Source organism: Devosia litorisediminis, from assembly GCF_018334155.1.
Classification (GTDB): domain Bacteria; phylum Pseudomonadota; class Alphaproteobacteria; order Rhizobiales; family Devosiaceae; genus Devosia; species Devosia litorisediminis.
This window is the reverse complement of the sequence record NZ_JAGXTP010000003.1, coordinates 337278-354448: the sequence shown is the minus strand read 5'-3', so window position 1 is coordinate 354448 and position 17171 is coordinate 337278. Positions and strand designations below refer to the sequence as shown.

The following is a 17171-nucleotide window of genomic DNA, read 5'->3' as shown; positions in this document are numbered from 1 at the left end:
CATGGAAGCCAGTGCCGCCAGCAATCTCGCCGCGATCAATGAGCGGATCGCAAAGGCCAAAGACCGCTTCGGACCGCCGCCTGATCGGGTGACGCTGGTCGCGGTATCCAAGACCTTCCCCGCCGAGGCAATTGCGCCTTTTCTGGAAGCTGGACAGCGGGTTTTCGGCGAGAACCGGGTGCAGGAAGCCAGTCAGAAATGGCCAGGGCTGCGTGAGCGCTTCAGTGATGTCGAGCTGCACCTGATCGGCCCATTGCAGACCAACAAGGCGCGCGAGGCGGTGGCGCTGTTCGATGTGATTGAAACAGTTGATCGTAACAAGCTGGCCGGCGTTCTGGCGGAAGAAATGGACCGCGCGGGACGACAATTGCCGTGCTTTGTGCAGGTCAATATCGGGCTTGAAGAGCAAAAGGCCGGCGTTGCGCCCGCTGAGGCAGCTGGGTTCGTGCAGCGCTGCCGGGACGAGCACGGGCTTAACATTGTCGGGCTGATGTGCATTCCCCCCGACGGCGTGCCCCCCGGCCCCTATTTCGCCCAGATGGTAGCGTTGGGACAGGCGGCGGGTGTCAGTCAGCTGTCTATGGGCATGAGTGGCGATTTCGAGGTTGGCATCGGTATGGGGGCAACCCATGTGCGGGTGGGATCGGCTTTGTTTGGTCACCGGCCCACGATAATTGAGGCCTGAGCCAAGAAATATTGTCATTACCGGCTGATTGCCTGCAACTTCTCCGGGGGCGGGCACGTTGTTGTTCAGGATAACGCCGTTGTGATTGGCAGGCCAAAAACCGGTCGCAATATTGTGACCGTTGGGCAGGTCGACGCAAAAAGACCGGAGAAAACAATGAACAAGCGACGCATTCTGCTAGTGGACGATGATGCGGACCTGCGTCAAACCCTGGTCGAGCAGCTCGAAACGCTCCCGGATTTTGAGATCCTGCAGGCCGAAACGGCCAATGATGCGCTCAAGTCGACGCGCGAAAACAATATTGACCTTACCATTCTCGATGTCGGACTGCCCGACATGGATGGCCGTGAAGCCGTCAAGGTCCTGCGCGCAGAGGGTTATAACAGCCCGATTCTGATGCTGACCGGCCATGATAGCGATGCCGACCAGATTCGTGGGCTGGATTCGGGCGCCAATGACTATCTGACCAAGCCATTCCGTTTTCCCGTGCTGTTGGCCCGCATCAATGCGGCGCTGCGCCAGCATGACCAGAGCGAAGATGTGGTCTTCACGATTGGACCCTACAGCTTCCAGCCGTCAGCGAAGGTTCTCGAGACCAATGACGGCAACAAGGTGCGCCTGACCGACAAGGAAACAGCGATCCTGAAGTTCCTGTATCGTCAGGGCCCCAAGACCATGTCGCGCGATATCCTGCTCAAGGAAGTGTGGGGCTACAATAACCGGGTCACCACCCATACGCTGGAAACCCATATCTACCGGCTGCGTCAGAAGATCGAGCGCGACCCGTCCAACGCCCGTTTGCTGGTTACCGAAGAGGGCGGTTACCGTCTGGTGCCGTGAAAGCCGTGAAAGCCGTGGACGGCGGGGCGCAAACACAAAATCGGGTATAAATGCGCGTAAAATGCCCTATAGGATGAAACGGCTCCGCTTTGGCGGGGCCGTAGTGCATTCGGATTGGGGCTTATGATCAGGGACGAGGCGGACGCCGCGCTGGCGCAGGCCGAATTTTTCGATATTTGCGATGATGAGCAGCGCCGCTTGTTGGCGTTTGCGGGCACACGTCGGCACTACGATCCCGATGCGGTTATCTACCAGTCCGGCGATACGCCGCTGGGCGCCCATGTGCTGATCTCTGGTACGCTCAAGGCCAGGCCGGAAGGCAAGGGGGCCAACAAGCCCTATGCGATCTCAGAACCTGGCAGTGTGGTATCGGCAATGGCGCTGATATTGGACAAGCCGCGCCTCGTCACGTTCACCGCTGTCACCGATTGCGAGACGCTTTTTGTGCCGCGCACGGCCTTTCTCAAGCTGGTCCAGCAATCGCCGGACCTGGCGCAACGCGCGGTGGCGCGGATCGAGCGCGATCTGGGCAGCTATCTGGGCGCGCTGGAGCCATTGGGCCGGCGCATGCGCGCAGGCCAGGACTAATCTAAGACATCAACGCGTTGTCTAGACCCCGGCGAAACGGGCGATGACCGGTACGTGGTCGCTGGGCTTTTCCGTCCAGCCGCGCGCCGGCTTGATGATTTCGGCCCCGATGCAGTGATCGGCAACGTCACCGGTTGACCAGATATGGTCGAGCCGACGGCCGCGATCAGAGGCTTCCCAGTCCTTGCCGCGATAGCTCCACCAGGAATACAGCTTTTGATCATGGGGCAGGTGCTTGCGCACCAGATCGGTCCAGCCGTGGCCGCCATTGAGAATGGCGTCGAGCGTTTCGGTCTCAAGCGGGGTGTGGCTGACAACCTTGAGCAGCTGTTTGTGGCTCCAGACGTCGTTCTCATGCGGGGCAATGTTGAAATCACCGGCGATCAGATGACCGCGTGAAAAGTCAGGCTCCTGAAACCAGCTGGTCAGTTCACTGAGGAACCCCATCTTGTGCTTAAACTTGGGGTTGATCTCGACATCGGGCTCGTCACCGCCGGCCGGAATATAGAAATTGTGCACGGTGAGCGGGCCGCGACCGAAATCGAGGCGGGCAGAGACGTGGCGTGATTCCTCAATCTCGCAGAAAACCCGGCTGGAGACGTTGGTCAGCGGGAATTTAGAGATGGTGGCGACGCCATGATAGCCCTTCTGTCCATGCACAGCCTGATGGGGATAGCCGGCATCGGCGAAGGCCTTGGCAGGAAACTGGTCATTGGTGCATTTGATTTCCTGCAGCATCAACACATCGGGCTGATACTGGTTGATGAAATCAAGCACCATGGGCAGGCGCAAGCGAACCGAATTGATGTTCCAGGTGACGATGGAGACGGACATGACGGGCCTTTGACGCAAGCGGGGCCTTCTTATCGCGGAGGCGCGCAGTGAGGTAAAGCCGGAATTGGCGGCTTATCGAGAGCGTTTCACGTGAATCGGTGACAGTGCGCCAGCAAGAAGCCCGACACCTTGCGGGGCCGGGCTTTGCAAAATTTGTTCGCTCAAGCCTGAGCGGCTGACGGCAAAAGCCTATTCAGCCTTTGGCTCGGCGTCGGCTGGCGCGGCTTCAGCAGCAGCGGCCTGCTCGGCGGCTGCAGCTGCTGCTGCGGCCTCGGCATCCTTGGCTGCCTGCTCAGCGGCAAAAGCCTCTGCAGCGGCGATCTTCTCGGCTTCACGAGCTTCCTTGGCAGCAACGGCTGCAGTGCGCTCGGAATCCTGGATCTTCTTGGTACGCGAATTGGTCGATTCGAAAATACGAGCCGATTTACCGCGACGATCGCGCAGGTAGTACAGCTTGGCGCGACGAACCTTACCGCGCTTGAGAACTTCAACCGAAGCCACGTTGGGGGAGTAGAGCGGGAATACGCGCTCAACGCCTTCGCCGTACGAAATCTTGCGCACGGTGAATGATTCCATCAGGCCGCCGCCGTTGAAAGCGATGACAACGCCTTCATAGGCCTGCAGACGCTCCTTGGCGCCTTCAGTGATACGGACCCACACCTTGACGGTGTCGCCGTGGGTGAATTCAGGAAGCTGGCGCTTTTCGGCGACCGCTGCCATCTGCTCGGCTTCGAGCTGTTCGATGATGCTGGACATGGTGATTCCGTTCTGAATCTTTTCAAAGGAGCGTTTATTCGAGCCTTGCAGCCCGATCGCCCGGTCTTGGTTGGTAACGGAGTTTGGTCGTCTTTTTGTTGGTGCGTGACAGGTCCGATTAGCCCGACACGCGGATAGTGGCGCGGCTATAGGGGAAAACCGGCCAAGAGTCTAGAGTTTGTGTGCGGTTTATGACTTGCGCGGGTCCAGAAGGTCTGGCCGTCGCGCGCGGGTCAACTCCAGGCTTTGTTCGGCGCGCCATTTGGCAATCTTGCCGTGATCACCCGAGGTCAGCACCGGCGGGATGTCGACGCCCTCAAAGCTCTGCGGACGGGTATATTGGGGGTATTCGAGTTGGCCGTTCTCAAAGCTCTCATCGGCATGGCTGTCAGCGCCGCCGAGCACACCGGGGATGAGCCGCACAACGGCCTCCAGCAGCACCATGGCGGCTACTTCGCCACCTGCCAGCACATAGTCCCCGATGGAGATTTCCTCGAGCGCACGGGCGTCTATGACGCGCTGGTCGATGCCCTCAAAGCGACCACAGACAATCACTGCGCCAGGGCCAAGCGCCAGTTCGCGCGCGCGCTTCTGGGTAAGGGGCTTGCCACGCGGGGACATCAGGATGCGCGGACGCGGATCGCCCTGAGGCGCCACGGTGTCGATTGCCTTGGCCAAAACATCGGGCTTGAGCACCATGCCGGCGCCGCCACCTGAAGGGGTGGCGTCGACGCTGCGGTGACGATCGGTGGCAAAGTCACGCAATTGGGTGGCCTGAAGCGACCAGAGCCCATCGGACAGGCCCCGCCCCAGAACCGATGCACCCAGCGGGCCGGGAAACAGCTCGGGAAACAGCGTGATGATGGAGGCTGAAAAACTCAATCGGGTTCTTCCCCGCCCTCTTCAGCGTCAAGCGGCACTTCGATGACCAAAAAACCTTCGGCAATGCGGATGGTGGGTACCACTGCCTTGGTGAAGGGGTACAGGAAGGTATCGCCGCTATTGGGGTCGCGTATTTCAATGAGGTCGCCGGCGCCAAAATTGGGAATGGCGGAGACCTGTCCGATGATCTGGCCGGAGGCGATGCGGGCCTCAAGGCCGATCAGATCAGCGTGGTAGAAATCTTCGTCATCTTCTGGCTCGGGCAGCCGTGCGCGATCAACGTAAAGACCAACGCCATTAAGCGTTTCGGCGGTGTTGCGGTCATTGATGCCCTTGATGTGAGCAACGACCACATTCTTGTGCAGACGCAGTTTGGAGATGGTGATGGTCAGCCCGGGGCGGTCGGTTTCAAGGGGCCCGTAGCTGCCGATATCAGTGGGATCCTGGGTATGGGAGGCGATACGGACGGCGCCCTTGATGCCATGGGCGGCGCCGATCTGGCCGAGCAGGATACGATTGGGGTTCTGGGTGGTCATGGCAGCTCCGAGCGGTCTAAGGTGCTCTTAGCAGGCAACGCCCGGATTGGGAATTGCCGCGGAACCAACGGCAGATAAAGCGATTGTTGGAACAGCACACACCAAGGAGCGTACGCAATGGCCAAGACTTTGACGGACCGCAATGAAATTCGCGAATGGGCCGCGGCGCGCGGTGGCAACCCGATGCTGATGGAGGTGCCCGATGGCAGTGGCAGCCGGACGTTGCTGCAGCTGACCTTTGGCCAGTACGAGATCAATACGGACGGCAATGAGGGCCCGGACCGGATTGGTGGATTTCAGCTTGTCAGCTGGGACGAGTGGTTCGACGCGCTCGATGCGAACAATCTCGCCGTGCGGGTGTCGGACGATCCGTCTGGAGGCAATGAAGCGGAATTCGAGTTTGTCGAAAAGTCTAAATAAAATCAGGCTTTAGCAGGCAGGCTCGCATTTCGGCGGTTCATCGCCTCCAGTAGGTCGCCCGGCTCACTCAGGCGTCGCGAGTGAGTTGAGGCCGGCTTCGTACAGGCGCATCGTCGCTTCAATATCATCGATATGCATCGTCAGGCCCTGTTCAACAGCTTCGGCCTGGCGGCGCACAAGGTCACGACGCGACAGCAATTCAAAACGCTCGCTTTCGAGTTCCTTGACGGCCATGTCGATCCGGTCGCGGTGCGCGGCCAGACGCTGCACCATGGGCGCGGTCTGCTTGGACGCTTCCTGCATGATAGCTTCCATCTGTTCAATTTCAGGCTGAACGATCTTCAGATTGGTCTTGGCTCGGGTTGTCATTGGCTGCTTCCCACAACATTTGAAATACGCGCCCGACTTCCCCTTTTGCGAGGCCGACAGGCGTTGTCTGGCAGATATAGTGATATTGTGGGGAATCCCAATGTTTACCCGTTGTTTACCTTAACAACTGGCGGCTCATGACTGAGAAATCTAAATAAAATTGAAGTAAAATTAGCCGGATCAGGGAGCGTCGGCTGCCGCTTCGATAGCATCCATGTCGTCGTCGGAAAAGCCGAAATGATGTCCGAGCTCATGGATCAGCACGTGCGTGACGACTTCTCCCAAGGTATTGTCGTCATGCTCTGACCAATAGTCGAGAATAGCCCGACGATAGAGGAAGACAGTATTGGGCAATTGTCCGGTCTGTGGGGTGGACCCGTCCTGTGCCAGCCCGATGCCGGTGAACAGACCCATCAGCTCGAACGGGCTTTGCATGCCGAACTCCGCCAGCACGTCGTCCGGGGCAAATTCGGCGACCGCGCAGGTCACATCGGCGGCCAGAGATCTGAAAGGCTCGGGCAAGTCGGCCAAGGCCTGACTCGCCAGAGCTTCAATGTCGTCCAGGGTTGGCGCGTGGCGCGCCGCCCAGTCTGAGTGGCTTACTGCCAATCGCGGATGTCGACGAAGTGACCGGTGACCGCTGCGGCGACCGCCATGGTGGGGGACACCAGATGGGTACGCCCCTTAAAGCCCTGACGACCCTCGAAATTACGGTTCGAGGTCGAGGCGCAGCGTTCCTGCGGCTTGAGCTTGTCGTCGTTCATGGCCAAGCACATCGAGCAACCGGGCTCGCGCCAGTCAAAGCCGGCATCCTTGAAGATCTTGTCGAGGCCTTCAGCCTCGGCCTGTTCCTTGACCAGACCGGAGCCGGGCACGACCATGGCGCTGACCGATGGGTGAACAGTCTTGCCTTCGAGCAGCTTGGCTGCTGCGCGCAGATCTTCGATACGACCATTGGTGCACGAGCCAACAAAGACGCGGTCAACGGTGATGTCGGTGATCTTGGTGCCGGGTTTGAGACCCATATATTCCAGCGCGCGCCATTTGGAGGCCCGCTTGTTTTCGTCGGCGATGTCATCGGGATTGGGCACTGCGCCGGTTACCGCGATGACGTCTTCAGGCGAAGAACCCCAGGATACGATGGGCGGCAGGTTGGCAGCGTCAAGCACTACAACCTTGTCATAGACAGCGCCTTCATCGGTGTAGAGCGTCTTCCAATAGTCCAGCGCCATGTCCCAGGCCTTGCCCGTTGGCGCGCGGTTGCGGCCCTGGACGTAGTCAAACGTGGTCTGGTCGGGGGCAATCAGGCCAGCGCGGGCGCCGCCTTCAATGGTCATGTTGCAGACCGTCATGCGGCCTTCCATGGACAGGGCCTGAATGGCTTCGCCAGCGAACTCAATGACGTGGCCATTGCCGCCAGCCGTGCCGATCTCGCCGATGATGGCCAGGATGATGTCCTTGGCAGTGACGTGGGGGGGCAGCTTGCCATCCACGCGCACCAGCATGTTCTTGGCCTTCTGCTGGATGAGCGTCTGGGTGGCCAGAACGTGCTCGACTTCGGAAGTGCCGATACCGTGCGCCAGCGCGCCAAAGGCGCCATGGGTCGAGGTATGGCTGTCGCCGCATACAATTGTCATGCCGGGCAGGGTAAAGCCCTGTTCGGGACCCACGATGTGGACAATGCCCTGACGCTTGTCGAGCTCGTTGAAATACTCGACGCCGAACTCGCGGGCGTTTTCGGCCAGCGTGTCGACCTGCAGCTTGGATTCGGGATTGTCGATGCCGTGTGTGCGGTCCGAGGTGGGCACGTTGTGATCCACCACGGCCAATGTACGCTCGGGGTGGCGCACCTTGCGGCTGTTGAGGCGAAGCCCCTCAAAGGCCTGCGGGCTGGTCACTTCGTGCACCAGATGCCGGTCGATATAGAGGAGGGAGGTTCCGTCCTCATTGTTCTGGACCAGATGGTCATCCCAGATCTTGTCGTAGAGCGTGCGAGCCTTGGTCATGGCAAAATTCCGGCAGGTAAAGTTTGGAGTGGTTCTAAGCCGCTGGGGCAGAGGGGTCAAGCATTACCGTACTCGCCGGTACGGTTCGGCTAGTCCGTGGCGCGGTCGGTTGCGGTCCTGATGGCCAGAATACCCAGCAGGCTGGTGTCCAGGCCAATGCGCTGACGGCACCACAGGGCAATTGCCAGCTGCGCGATGATGCGCGCGCCCATATTGGCGGTGGCCGCGCCCACAATGCCATAGGTGGGGATGATCAGGATCTGAACCAGAAAGCCCAATCCCATGATGGCGCCGAAAATCATGGCGTAGGCCCGCTCATGGCCAGTCATCATCATGACAATCTTGGAGGGGCCGGTGGCAGCGTCAAACAGCAGACCGAACGAGAGCAGGACCAGCACAAGCCAGCCTTCAGCATAGCTGGGGCCGAAAAAGCTCAAGATCCAGTCCCCCCAACCGAAAAAGGCGGTGAAGACCAGCAGGGAAAACACAAAGCCAGCCGCTGAGCCCATGGCAGTGATGGCCTGGGCCTTGCGCATTTCACCGGCATGGAAGTGTTGCGCGATCATCGGGGCAATCACCAGCTCGATGGCGAAGGTGAACAGCGTCATCAGGCCGGCAGTGCGGAAGGCGTTGAAGTAGAGCCCCGAGCTTTCGAGGTTGAGCATCAGGCCAACCAGAATGACATCGGCATTGAGCGCCGCGGTTTCGATCAGCGCGCCCAGCAACAGCCAGCGGCTGATGCCGCCCCACTGCTTCCAGTATCGCGCGCTGACGCCACGCGCCGGGTTGAGCACATAGCCGCGCCGCATGGCGCTCCAGAACTGCAGCACCAGCATGCCCGAAAGCAGGGCTGCCGACAGCACCAGCGCATCGGGCCCGCTCAGCACGATGCCAAGGCTGAACAGGGCCAGCACGGCGGCGGGCAGGGCAATGCGCCAGAGAATGTCGCGCGGCACCAAGGCGCTCCACAGCGAGCCCTGGGCGCGCAAGGCCGAGGAATTGTACTCGGCCAAGGCCATGGGCAGGATGAGAAAGGCGGCGCCATAAAAATGGTTTGCCGTATCGGTGGTTGGGAAAAACGAGACCCACAGGAAGACTGTCAGGCACAGCGTAACGGCAATGACCAGCCCCGCCAGAATGGTCAGAACCGATCCAGCCTGGGCGGCCTTGAGCGCGGCGAGTTTGTCGCCGGCAACGGATAGCTGGGGCCAGAGGCGCAGAATTGCAGTGGGCTGACCCACGCCCGCGGCAATGGCCAGCACGGTGGCCAGGGCCAGACCGAAGGCAAAGTGGCCGTATTCATCGGCCGTCATGGTGCGTGAGAGCACCACATAGGTGAAATAGGTCAGGCCAGCGGTGGCGACCTTGATGCCGAGCGAGCCGATGGAGCGCCACATGCCGGTGTGGAGCAGAGCAGACAGATCGGCGGGGATAGACAATCGCATGGCAGGCCTCAGGGCCGCGCGAGGTGCGCGACCCAAGCAACCTAGATGGGCAATCTCAAAAAGGTCTTACCGCACCGCCATTTGAAGATTACGGTTTGGTCAGGTTTGCCGATCAGTGCCGGAAATGGCGCATGCCGGTCATGACCATGGCGATCCCTGCGGCATCGGCAGCGGCGATGACTTCATCGTCGCGCATCGAACCGCCGGGCTGGATAACGGCGGTGGCACCTGCCGCGACCAGCGCCTCAAGCCCATCAGCGAAGGGGAAGAAAGCGTCCGAAGCCGCTACCGAACCTGCAGTCAGGGCCCCTTCAATGCCGGCAGCCTTGGCTGCATCGATGGATTTACGATGCGCCGTCAGGGCTGAATCGACGCGGCTCATCTGGCCCGCACCGATGCCCACGGTCGCGCCGTCCTTGACGTAGACAATGGCGTTGGACTTGACGTGCTTGGCGACCTTGGCGGCGAGGCGCAGATCGGCCATTTCGCGCTCTGTGGGGGCCTTCTTGGTCACGACCCTGAGGTCGCAGTCATCGACGTTGCGATTGTCGCGTGACTGCACCAGCAGACCACCCGCCACGGATTTGACCATCAGGCCATCGGCCTTGGCGTCAGCCAGACCGCCGGTCAGCAGCAGACGCAAATTCTTCTTGCCCGCAATAATGGCCTGCGCCTCGGGGGTGGCCGAAGGGGCCACGATCACCTCGGTGAAAACCTTGACGATCTCAGTGGCTGTGGCGGCATCAATCTCGCGATTGGTCGCAACAATGCCGCCGAAGGCCGAGACCGGATCGGTGCGCAAGGCGTTGTGGTAGGCGGTCAGCAAATCCTCGGCCATGCCGACGCCGCACGGATTGGCATGCTTGATGATGGCCACGGCGGCGACGTCTGCGGCATCGAACTCGCTGACCAGCTCAAAGGCGGCGTCCGTGTCGTTGATATTGTTGTAGCTCAGGGTCTTGCCCTGAACCTGGGTGGCGGTGGCAACACCGGGGCGGTCCTCGCCATTGGCATAAAAGCCGGCCCACTGATGGGGGTTTTCGCCGTAACGCATGACCTCGCGCAGGGTGCCAGCAAAGCTGCGATAGGGGATTTCAGGGTAGTCGATGGTCTTGGCGAACCAGGTTGAAATGGCGCTGTCATAGGCCGCGGTGCGGGCATAGGCCTTGGCCGCGAGCTTTTGGCGCATTTCGAAGGGCACGCCGCCGGTTTCGGCGATGGCGGCCAGGATGGCGGGGTAGTCGGCAGGATCAACCACAACGGTGACAAATGCGTGGTTCTTGGCGGCCGAGCGGACCATTGCGGGGCCGCCAATGTCGATATTTTCGATGATATCGTCATAACCGGCGCCCGAGGCGACGGTCTTTTCGAAGGGGTAGAGGTTCACGGCCACCAGATCGATGGCGCCGATATCGTGTTCGGCCATGGAGGCGGCATGATCGGGTTTGTCGCGCACGGCCAGCAGGCCGCCATGCACCTTGGGATGAAGGGTCTTGACCCGGCCGTCCATCATCTCGGGAAAGCCGGTGAGATCGGCGATTTCTCGCACCGGCAGACCGGCATCCTTGATCAGCTTGTGTGTGCCGCCAGTGGAGACGAGCTCGACACCTGCAGCGCTCAGCCCGCTGGCGAAATCCGCCATGTCAGATTTGTCGAATACCGAAAGCAGTGCGCGCCCGACCTTGACCGTCTTGCCCATGAGGTGTGTGCCCTATTTGAGGTGAATTCGCGCGCTCGCTAGCACGAAGCCGGGCCCAGGCCAACTGGCTATTGCTGCTCGAGCGTAAAGATCCAGGCAATCTCGCGGTCGGCAGCCACATCTGCCTCGAGCACCAATTGCCGGGTTTTGTGCAGGCCGACATAGGCCGACTGGCGCACGCTTTCCTCATCGCGGAAGGTCGCGCCTTCCCACAGGAAGATCCACACGGTGCCGTTGGGCAGTGTCAGGCGCACTACACCTTCATCGCGATTGCGCTCCATCTGCACGCCGGGTGCCAGATGAAACCGCACGGCCAGCAGACCCGAAGGTTTGCCATGGGCGATCATGCGGTCCTGTCCAACCAGAGTGGTGCCGCCCGACAGCAGGGTAATGCGGCGCTCAAGATCAATGCCGAACCGCTTGGCATAGCCAGCGGTGGTGATCGAGAGCAATTGGTCGGCAGGCGCAAGTGTCATGGCCGGCGCGGGGGAGGTGGCCGCGTCCTCGGCGTCAATGGTTGGTGCTGAATGGGCCACACCCTGTCGGAACAGCGCCTTGCTGGCAGGCAGGTCAGCCGGGGCGGGCCCACAGCTGCCCAGGATCAGCTCGCTGCCATGGGAGAATTCCAGCGCCAGCGCACTGGCATGGGCATTGCCGGCATAGCCCGGTGGCGGGGTGCGGCCAGAATCGGCGATCACCACAGCGTCGCCGGCGCGCAGAATGCCATAGCCCCCAAGCAGCATGGAGCGGCGACGATGCCCGGTCGCATTGGCCTGGATGGCAATCAGCACATCGTGCGGCAGGTGTCCGCCGCCATTGAAGTACACCGGCTCGCCGCTCGACAGGGTCAGGGCGTCCAGGCACTCATGCATGCGATCGATCTGGGCAGCCAGTTCGTGGGCAGCCTCGGATTTGATCTGGGCGGCGATGCGACGCACGCTGACCAGCTCCACCAGCAGCTGCAATTGCAGCTTGGTATTGCGGGAGCGGTGCAAACCGTCGGTGTCGAGCTGGCGCGCCAGCAGGCGGTTGAGCCGCTCAACCCGGCCGGGGACATCTGTCTGGTCGCCTTGTTCGCAATACTCGGCGCCCAGCAGGGCGATGGCGGCAAACAGCGCATCGGCGGGTTCACCCGCAAGACGGCCGCGCAGCTTGAGGCTCTGGATCTGTGCCCCGAGCACGCGCTGGATGGTCTTGGCCTGCTCGGGGGTGGCCCCCTCAAGCAGCAGGGGCAGGTGGCGCAACCAGTTCAGCACGCGTTGCGCTGTCAGCGCCAGCGCCCAGGTGTCCCGCTCGAAGCGGCCTTCGCGGCCGATCCAGTCGAGCACCAGCGTGCGGGCAAAATTGCGCTCGCCGGGGTCACGCACGTCGCGGAAATGACGCAGCCAGGCAAAGCCATGCAGGTTGAACCACCAGTCGGTGTGATCCACTTCAAGCGCAAAGGGCGACACACCATGGGTCTCGATAAGTTTGCTGGCCAGCAGATAGCGGCCCGCCATCATGTCGCGCACCGCCTCGCGATCGGTGGGCCGGAACTCGTGCAGTTCGCCAGAAAACGCATCGTCGGCCAGGCCGCGCCAGGTCCAGCGCAGAATGGGCAGGGTGACAAACGTATCGGCCAAGCCATAGGCAAGGCGCCGCACGGCATAGCCGAGCCTGGGCAGCATCGTGCTGCTAGCGTCCGCCGCGGCTGAGGCCTGCGTCGTTGTTTGTCTGCCCGTCAATGATCAGTTCCTAATTTGACGCCTTCCCCTCAGCGCCAGTCGATCACCCTATCTCGTTGCGGCCAAAGCGCGCCACGAAGAAGCCATCCATGCCACCTGCGCGTCCCCCGGGCATCATGCCAGGATGGGTCCGCACCAGCCCCTTGGCGGAAACGGCGGCCTCCAAGCCAACCATTTCCTCGGGCTTGATTGGCAAAAGCTTCAGCCCAGGCAGCGATTGGAGGGCCCAATCAACCTGTTCTTCACCTTCCGCTGGTTCAAGCGAACACACGCAATAGATGAGCACTCCGTCACGATCAAGGCAGCGCAAGGCGTTGGTCAGCAGGGCCCGCTGCAGCCGTACGCGGCCGGCGACGTCGCCCACGGAGCGATGCCAGATGACCTCGGGGTGACGGCGGAAGGTGCCGGTGGCTGAGCAGGGTGCGTCCAGCAGTACGCCCTTGAAGGGCGATGGCGGCTCGAATTTTCCAGCGTCGGCGACAACGGTCTCGGCGGTGTAGTTGAGGCGTGTCAGGTTCTCGCTGAGACGCTCCATGCGCTTGGCATCGGCATCAAGCGCTGTCACTTCATAGCCAGCCTTGATGAGCTGGGCAGTCTTGCCGCCGGGGGCGGCGCACAGGTCCAGAACACGCGCGCCGGGTTCCAGGCCCAGCAGACGGGCGGGGATCGCAGAGGCTGCGTCCTGCACCCACCAGCGGCCTTCGGCAAAGCCGGGCAGGGCCTCCACAGGGCGATCGCGCTCTTCAATGCGTACCGTGTCCGCGATGACACGCTCGGCACCCAGGGAATCGATCAGGTCCTGATCGTCATCCTTGAGGGTCAGATCAAGCGCAGCGCCAGCCAGCAGGGCGTCGGAAAAGGCATCGATGGCTTCTTCGCCGTAGGCGGTGAGCCAGGTGTCGCCAAAGGTGTCGGGGATGAGCAGATCGTCGCTGAGCATGCCGAACTTGGCCGAATTGGCCTGGGCGTTGCGCAGCACAGCATTCATCAAACCAGAAAGATGGCGCGCCTTGGGGTCGCGCTTGGTGGCTTCAACAGCCAGAAACAGCGCGCTATGGGCTCCCAGATCGGGCAGGAAGACCAACTGTGCCAGGCTCAGGCGCAGCACGGCTTCGAAGGTGCCTGACTTGCCGGGCATGCCTTTTTCAAGCAGCGCATGAATGATGAAATTGAGCTGACCCTGACGTCGTAGGGCGGTGGTGATCAGCCGATTGGCCAGCGCACGGTCGCGCCCATCGGCGAGATCGGTGGCCCCAAGCGGGACGAAATTGTCGCTCGCCAAAACGGACTTCAGCCGCTGTGCGGCAATAAGGCGGAGCTTGAGCCCCGCCGGTTCAGGTTTGTACGCCACGCTTGATTCTATCCCCAGGGACCGCGTTGTCCGCCATCCTCGTCGGTTCGTCCGACGGTTGGCACGCGCCAGCCGCCGCCGCTGTGCCGACCGGTGGTCGGGGCTGGGCGTGGCTGAGGCCTAGGGCTCTTATCGTCCACATAGCCTGAAGCTGCAAGCTTGCGCAGCGCTTGAATGCGATTGCCTGTGTCGGGATGGGTCGAAAACAGATTGTCCATGCGCTGACCCGAGAGCGGGTTGATGATGTACATATGGGCCATGGCCGGATTGCGCTCGGCGGCGACATTGACCTGCCGACCAGCCAGACTGGCGATCTTGTGCAGGGCTGAAGCCAGCGCCAACGGGTCGCTGGAGATCTCGGCGCCGATACGATCGGCCTCATATTCGCGCGTGCGGCTGACGGCCATTTGTACCAGCATGGCGGCCAATGGGGCCAGAAACACCATCAGCAGGCGACCAATGCCACCCATGGGGTTGTCGCGATTGCCGCCACCAAAGAACAGGCCGAACTGCGCCAGTGCGGAAATGGCACCGGCAAAGGTCGCGGTGATGGTCATGGTCAGGGTATCGCGGTTGCGAATGTGGGCCAGCTCATGGGCGACCACGGCGGCGACTTCGCGCGTATCGAGATGCTTGAGCAGGCCGGCCGATACCGCAACGGCAGCGTTTTGCGGATTGCGGCCCGTCGCGAAGGCATTGGGCTGGTCTGACTGGATCAGATAGACGGCGGGGGTGGGAATGCCCGCCTTGCGCGAGAGCACATCGACCATGTCGTAGAGCTCAGGCACGCGGCTGCGCTCGACCGGAACGGCATTTTGCATGCGCAGAACCAGCTTGTCAGAGTTCCAATAGCCAAAAATATTGGTAACCAGGGCAAAGATGAAGGCGATCATCATGCCGCTGGTGCCGCCGATAAAATAGCCAACGGTCATGAACAGCGCGGTCAGCGCGGCCAGCAGGACCGTGGTCCGTAACGCATTGAACATCAGGAGCCCTTGGGTTCGTGGTCTTGAACAATTATGTTGGGTCGGGACAGGTTGCATGCAAGCGCATGACCAAAACGTAATGCGGATATGACCATGAGCGACGACAATAGCCCAGATGACATCACCGAAGCAGCACCGCGCCCGCCGTTGACCCCGGCGGCGCAACGGGCATTGGCTGAAGCACAAGCGCGCCGCCAGGCCATTGATGCCAAGGGTGCGTTTGCTCAAAAGGAACTGGGCGGGCGCGGCGGGCTTGAGCCGGGTCGCTATGGTGACTGGGAGATCAAGGGGCTGACCAGCGATTTCTAGCTGGCAAGACGGCTAGTTGGTGATGCTGATCAGGTCGTGGATATTATAGCCGGCAGCAGACACGGCCACGGTGGCAAAGACCACCAGAATGGCGGCGATCAGGCCATATTCGACGGGGGTAACACCAGCCTCGTCACGGGCAAATCTCTCGATCGCGGTCAACATGGTACGCTTTCAACACAACAACAATGCCGGCAATGTGGCGGTCGGCGGCTGAACTGAAGCTGAACGGGTTATTCAGCGATCACTTCTGGCTTGTGCGGCAGCAATGGCGGGCAGGAGTTCGTTCTCAAAGGCATCGGGCGAGAGCGGGCCGACATGCTTGAAGGTGATGATGCCATTGGCATCGACCACGAAGGTTTCAGGGACACCATAGACCCCCCAATCGATCGATACCCGACGATTGCGATCGGCGCCGACTGCATCATAGGGATTGCCCAGTTCGGCAAGGAATGCGCGGGCATTTTCCGGCGCGTCGTTCTGGTTGATGCCGAACAGGCGTACGTCTGAAATGTCCTTGAGCGTCATGAGCAGTGGATGCTCGTCGCGGCAGGGAATGCACCAGCTGGCGAAAACATTGACGACGGTGACCGCGCCCTTGAGCGTTTCGGTGGCAAAGCCGGGCACCCCGAGTTCGGGCACCGCATCCATGGCAAAGACGGGCGCGGGCTTGTCGATCAGCACCGAGCGGACGAGGCTGGGGTCGCGGTTGATCGAAAAGGCGAAAACGGCGACCAGTGCCACCAGGGCGATCAGCGGCAGTCCGAACAACACATAACGCATTACTTGGCTGGCTCCGTGGCGCGGCGTGGATGGCGTGTTTCAAGCATGGCCAGTTGCCGTGTGGTGCGCCGGGCATCAAACAGGGTCCAGCCGATCAGCCCGAGCACGGCCAGAGCGACGCCGAGGTAACACCAGATAATGAAAACCGCATGCGGGCCGAGATCGATCATTGCGCGGCCCCTTGTGCCAGCTTGCGCTGCAGTGTCATGACCCGCCGGCGCTTGATTTCAGTATGCATGGCTTTGAGGTGCAGTGTCAGAAACAGCAATGTAAACGCGAAGAACATCACAAAAAGCGGGGTCAGAATGGACCCCGGCATGCGCGGCCCGTCGGCGCGAAATACGCTGGCAGGCTGGTGCAGTGTGCTCCACCAATCCACCGAGAACTTGATGATGGGAATGTTGATCGCGCCCACCAGGGTGAAGACGGCGATAACACGGGCGGCCCGGAGCTGGTCGTCAAAGGCGCGCCACAGCGCGATAATGCCCAGATAGATGAAGAGCAGCACCAGGGTGGAGGTCATGCGACCATCCCATTCCCAGAACGTGCCCCAGGTTGGGCGGCCCCACAGGGCGCCGGTGAACAGGGCCAGGGCCGTGAACATGGCGCCCAGCGGCGCTGCGGCTTTCATTGAGACATCGGCCAGTGGGTGACGCCAGACCAGTGTTCCCAGCGCTGAAACCGTCATGATCGCGTAGACGAACTGGCTCAGCCAGGCATTGGGCACGTGGACATACATGATGCGCACGGTGTCGCCCATTTGATAGTCTTGGGGTGAATTGAAGAAGGCGAACCACAGGCCCAGCACGAAGAGCGCAGCAGTCAGGACGGTCAGCGGCCAGAGCAATGGCGTGGTCCAGGCGACAAACTGCCCGGGATGGGCGATCCGTTGCCACCAATTCTGCCGCGGTGCCGTGTCTTGGGTCATGGGATTATCTGGCAACTGTGTTGGGTTCGG

21 protein-coding genes are annotated in these 17171 nt (G+C 61.2%); 5 read left to right on the top strand and 16 right to left on the bottom strand.

From position 1 onward, the window contains the following. Window position 1: 1 nt before the first annotated feature. The 3 genes from KD146_RS16760 to KD146_RS16750 all read left to right on the top strand — a co-directional run bounded on the left by KD146_RS16760 (window position 2) and on the right by KD146_RS16750 (window position 2113). A complete protein-coding gene (locus KD146_RS16760; protein ID WP_212659975.1) occupies window positions 2–685 on the top strand; it encodes a YggS family pyridoxal phosphate-dependent enzyme in 684 nt (227 codons plus the stop codon). Window positions 686–841: 156 nt separating this feature from the next. Beyond that, the gene (locus KD146_RS16755) at window positions 842–1525 is read left to right on the top strand and encodes a response regulator transcription factor (RefSeq protein ID WP_212659974.1); all 684 of its coding nucleotides are present in this window, start codon (window positions 842–844) and stop codon (window positions 1523–1525) included. 123 nt (window positions 1526–1648) lie between these two features. Then, window positions 1649–2113 carry a Crp/Fnr family transcriptional regulator gene (locus tag KD146_RS16750; RefSeq protein WP_212659973.1) on the top strand — a complete coding sequence of 155 codons (465 nt, stop codon included), beginning with the start codon at window positions 1649–1651 and terminating at the stop codon, window positions 2111–2113. 21 nt (window positions 2114–2134) lie between these two features. Here the strand turns inward: KD146_RS16750 and KD146_RS16745 are convergent, their stop codons facing one another. From KD146_RS16745 to rimM, 4 genes are all read right to left on the bottom strand, one after another. Next, window positions 2135–2947 carry an exodeoxyribonuclease III gene (locus KD146_RS16745; protein WP_212659972.1) on the bottom strand — a complete coding sequence of 271 codons (813 nt, stop codon included), beginning with the start codon at window positions 2945–2947 and terminating at the stop codon, window positions 2135–2137. A gap of 189 nt (window positions 2948–3136) precedes the next feature. Continuing rightward, a complete protein-coding gene (rplS, locus tag KD146_RS16740; protein WP_212659971.1) occupies window positions 3137–3703 on the bottom strand; it encodes a 50S ribosomal protein L19 in 567 nt (188 codons plus the stop codon). A gap of 189 nt (window positions 3704–3892) precedes the next feature. Continuing rightward, entirely contained in the window at window positions 3893–4585 is a 693-nt protein-coding gene (gene trmD, locus KD146_RS16735) for a tRNA (guanosine(37)-N1)-methyltransferase TrmD (protein ID WP_212659970.1), read from the bottom strand. Then, window positions 4582–5121: a ribosome maturation factor RimM gene (gene rimM, locus KD146_RS16730; RefSeq protein WP_212659969.1), complete on the bottom strand. Its 540-nt coding sequence runs from the start codon at window positions 5119–5121 to the stop codon at window positions 4582–4584. The genes trmD and rimM overlap by 4 nt, the downstream gene beginning before the upstream one ends. A 117-nt stretch (window positions 5122–5238) precedes the next feature. On the opposite strand from rimM, the gene KD146_RS16725 reads away from it, so the two are divergent. After that, complete coding sequence (locus KD146_RS16725; protein ID WP_212659968.1) at window positions 5239–5541, top strand: hypothetical protein; 303 nt, start codon at window positions 5239–5241, stop codon at window positions 5539–5541. Window positions 5542–5604: 63 nt separating this feature from the next. On the opposite strand, the gene KD146_RS16720 is transcribed toward KD146_RS16725, so the two are convergent. The 8 genes from KD146_RS16720 to htpX all read right to left on the bottom strand — a co-directional run bounded on the left by KD146_RS16720 (window position 5605) and on the right by htpX (window position 15121). Beyond that, complete coding sequence (locus KD146_RS16720) at window positions 5605–5910, bottom strand: hypothetical protein (protein ID WP_212659967.1); 306 nt, start codon at window positions 5908–5910, stop codon at window positions 5605–5607. Window positions 5911–6090: 180 nt separating this feature from the next. Continuing rightward, window positions 6091–6519, bottom strand: a complete 429-nt coding sequence (locus tag KD146_RS16715) for a metallopeptidase family protein (protein WP_212659966.1) — start codon at window positions 6517–6519, stop codon at window positions 6091–6093. Continuing rightward, a complete protein-coding gene (gene leuC, locus KD146_RS16710; RefSeq protein ID WP_212659965.1) occupies window positions 6510–7916 on the bottom strand; it encodes a 3-isopropylmalate dehydratase large subunit in 1407 nt (468 codons plus the stop codon). Before leuC ends, KD146_RS16715 begins: the two co-directional genes overlap by 10 nt. Window positions 7917–8005: 89 nt before the next feature. After that, the gene (locus tag KD146_RS16705; RefSeq protein ID WP_212659964.1) at window positions 8006–9361 is read right to left on the bottom strand and encodes an oligosaccharide flippase family protein; all 1356 of its coding nucleotides are present in this window, start codon (window positions 9359–9361) and stop codon (window positions 8006–8008) included. Window positions 9362–9473: 112 nt separating this feature from the next. Next, window positions 9474–11060: a bifunctional phosphoribosylaminoimidazolecarboxamide formyltransferase/IMP cyclohydrolase gene (purH, locus tag KD146_RS16700; RefSeq protein ID WP_212659963.1), complete on the bottom strand. Its 1587-nt coding sequence runs from the start codon at window positions 11058–11060 to the stop codon at window positions 9474–9476. 68 nt (window positions 11061–11128) lie between these two features. Further along, entirely contained in the window at window positions 11129–12727 is a 1599-nt protein-coding gene (locus KD146_RS16695) for a heparinase II/III family protein (protein WP_212659962.1), read from the bottom strand. Between the two features lie 100 nt (window positions 12728–12827). Continuing rightward, window positions 12828–14135, bottom strand: coding sequence for an RsmB/NOP family class I SAM-dependent RNA methyltransferase (locus KD146_RS16690; RefSeq protein WP_212659961.1), 1308 nt, complete (start codon window positions 14133–14135; stop codon window positions 12828–12830). A gap of 8 nt (window positions 14136–14143) precedes the next feature. Continuing rightward, window positions 14144–15121 (bottom strand): zinc metalloprotease HtpX, encoded by a 978-nt coding sequence (htpX, locus tag KD146_RS16685; RefSeq protein ID WP_212659960.1) that lies wholly within the window; start codon window positions 15119–15121, stop codon window positions 14144–14146. A 93-nt stretch (window positions 15122–15214) separates the two neighbouring features. Here htpX and KD146_RS16680 point away from each other — a divergent pair, with 93 nt between their 5' ends. Further along, the gene (locus tag KD146_RS16680; protein WP_212659959.1) at window positions 15215–15430 is read left to right on the top strand and encodes a DUF1674 domain-containing protein; all 216 of its coding nucleotides are present in this window, start codon (window positions 15215–15217) and stop codon (window positions 15428–15430) included. Window positions 15431–15442: 12 nt separating this feature from the next. Here KD146_RS16680 and KD146_RS16675 read toward each other — a convergent pair whose 3' ends face one another. The 4 genes from KD146_RS16675 to KD146_RS16660 all read right to left on the bottom strand — a co-directional run bounded on the left by KD146_RS16675 (window position 15443) and on the right by KD146_RS16660 (window position 17141). Then, window positions 15443–15595 carry a Flp family type IVb pilin gene (locus KD146_RS16675; protein WP_212659958.1) on the bottom strand — a complete coding sequence of 51 codons (153 nt, stop codon included), beginning with the start codon at window positions 15593–15595 and terminating at the stop codon, window positions 15443–15445. Between the two features lie 72 nt (window positions 15596–15667). Then, window positions 15668–16213, bottom strand: coding sequence for a DsbE family thiol:disulfide interchange protein (locus tag KD146_RS16670; protein WP_212659957.1), 546 nt, complete (start codon window positions 16211–16213; stop codon window positions 15668–15670). Beyond that, window positions 16213–16383 (bottom strand): heme exporter protein CcmD, encoded by a 171-nt coding sequence (ccmD, locus tag KD146_RS16665; protein ID WP_249327935.1) that lies wholly within the window; start codon window positions 16381–16383, stop codon window positions 16213–16215. Before ccmD ends, KD146_RS16670 begins: the two co-directional genes overlap by 1 nt. Beyond that, window positions 16380–17141 (bottom strand): heme ABC transporter permease, encoded by a 762-nt coding sequence (locus KD146_RS16660; RefSeq protein WP_212659956.1) that lies wholly within the window; start codon window positions 17139–17141, stop codon window positions 16380–16382. Before KD146_RS16660 ends, ccmD begins: the two co-directional genes overlap by 4 nt. Window positions 17142–17171: the final 30 nt, after the last annotated feature.

Excerpts from the sequence above, each read along its gene's own strand:
- KD146_RS16760 (WP_212659975.1), top strand. The coding sequence starts at position 2 with ATGGAAGCCAGTGCCGCCAGCAATCTCGCCGCGATCAATGAGCGGATC.
- KD146_RS16755 (WP_212659974.1), top strand. The coding sequence starts at position 842 with ATGAACAAGCGACGCATTCTGCTAGTGGACGATGATGCGGACCTGCGT.
- KD146_RS16750 (WP_212659973.1), top strand. The coding sequence starts at position 1,649 with ATGATCAGGGACGAGGCGGACGCCGCGCTGGCGCAGGCCGAATTTTTC.
- KD146_RS16745 (WP_212659972.1), bottom strand. The coding sequence starts at position 2,947 with ATGTCCGTCTCCATCGTCACCTGGAACATCAATTCGGTTCGCTTGCGC.
- rplS (WP_212659971.1), bottom strand. The coding sequence starts at position 3,703 with ATGTCCAGCATCATCGAACAGCTCGAAGCCGAGCAGATGGCAGCGGTC.
- rimM (WP_212659969.1), bottom strand. The coding sequence starts at position 5,121 with ATGACCACCCAGAACCCCAATCGTATCCTGCTCGGCCAGATCGGCGCC.
- KD146_RS16725 (WP_212659968.1), top strand. The coding sequence starts at position 5,239 with ATGGCCAAGACTTTGACGGACCGCAATGAAATTCGCGAATGGGCCGCG.
- KD146_RS16720 (WP_212659967.1), bottom strand. The coding sequence starts at position 5,910 with ATGACAACCCGAGCCAAGACCAATCTGAAGATCGTTCAGCCTGAAATT.
- leuC (WP_212659965.1), bottom strand. The coding sequence starts at position 7,916 with ATGACCAAGGCTCGCACGCTCTACGACAAGATCTGGGATGACCATCTG.
- KD146_RS16705 (WP_212659964.1), bottom strand. The coding sequence starts at position 9,361 with ATGCGATTGTCTATCCCCGCCGATCTGTCTGCTCTGCTCCACACCGGC.
- purH (WP_212659963.1), bottom strand. The coding sequence starts at position 11,060 with ATGGGCAAGACGGTCAAGGTCGGGCGCGCACTGCTTTCGGTATTCGAC.
- KD146_RS16695 (WP_212659962.1), bottom strand. The coding sequence starts at position 12,727 with ATGCTGCCCAGGCTCGGCTATGCCGTGCGGCGCCTTGCCTATGGCTTG.
- htpX (WP_212659960.1), bottom strand. The coding sequence starts at position 15,121 with ATGTTCAATGCGTTACGGACCACGGTCCTGCTGGCCGCGCTGACCGCG.
- KD146_RS16680 (WP_212659959.1), top strand. The coding sequence starts at position 15,215 with ATGAGCGACGACAATAGCCCAGATGACATCACCGAAGCAGCACCGCGC.
- KD146_RS16675 (WP_212659958.1), bottom strand. The coding sequence starts at position 15,595 with ATGTTGACCGCGATCGAGAGATTTGCCCGTGACGAGGCTGGTGTTACC.
- KD146_RS16670 (WP_212659957.1), bottom strand. The coding sequence starts at position 16,213 with ATGCGTTATGTGTTGTTCGGACTGCCGCTGATCGCCCTGGTGGCACTG.
- ccmD (WP_249327935.1), bottom strand. The coding sequence starts at position 16,383 with ATGATCGATCTCGGCCCGCATGCGGTTTTCATTATCTGGTGTTACCTC.
- KD146_RS16660 (WP_212659956.1), bottom strand. The coding sequence starts at position 17,141 with ATGACCCAAGACACGGCACCGCGGCAGAATTGGTGGCAACGGATCGCC.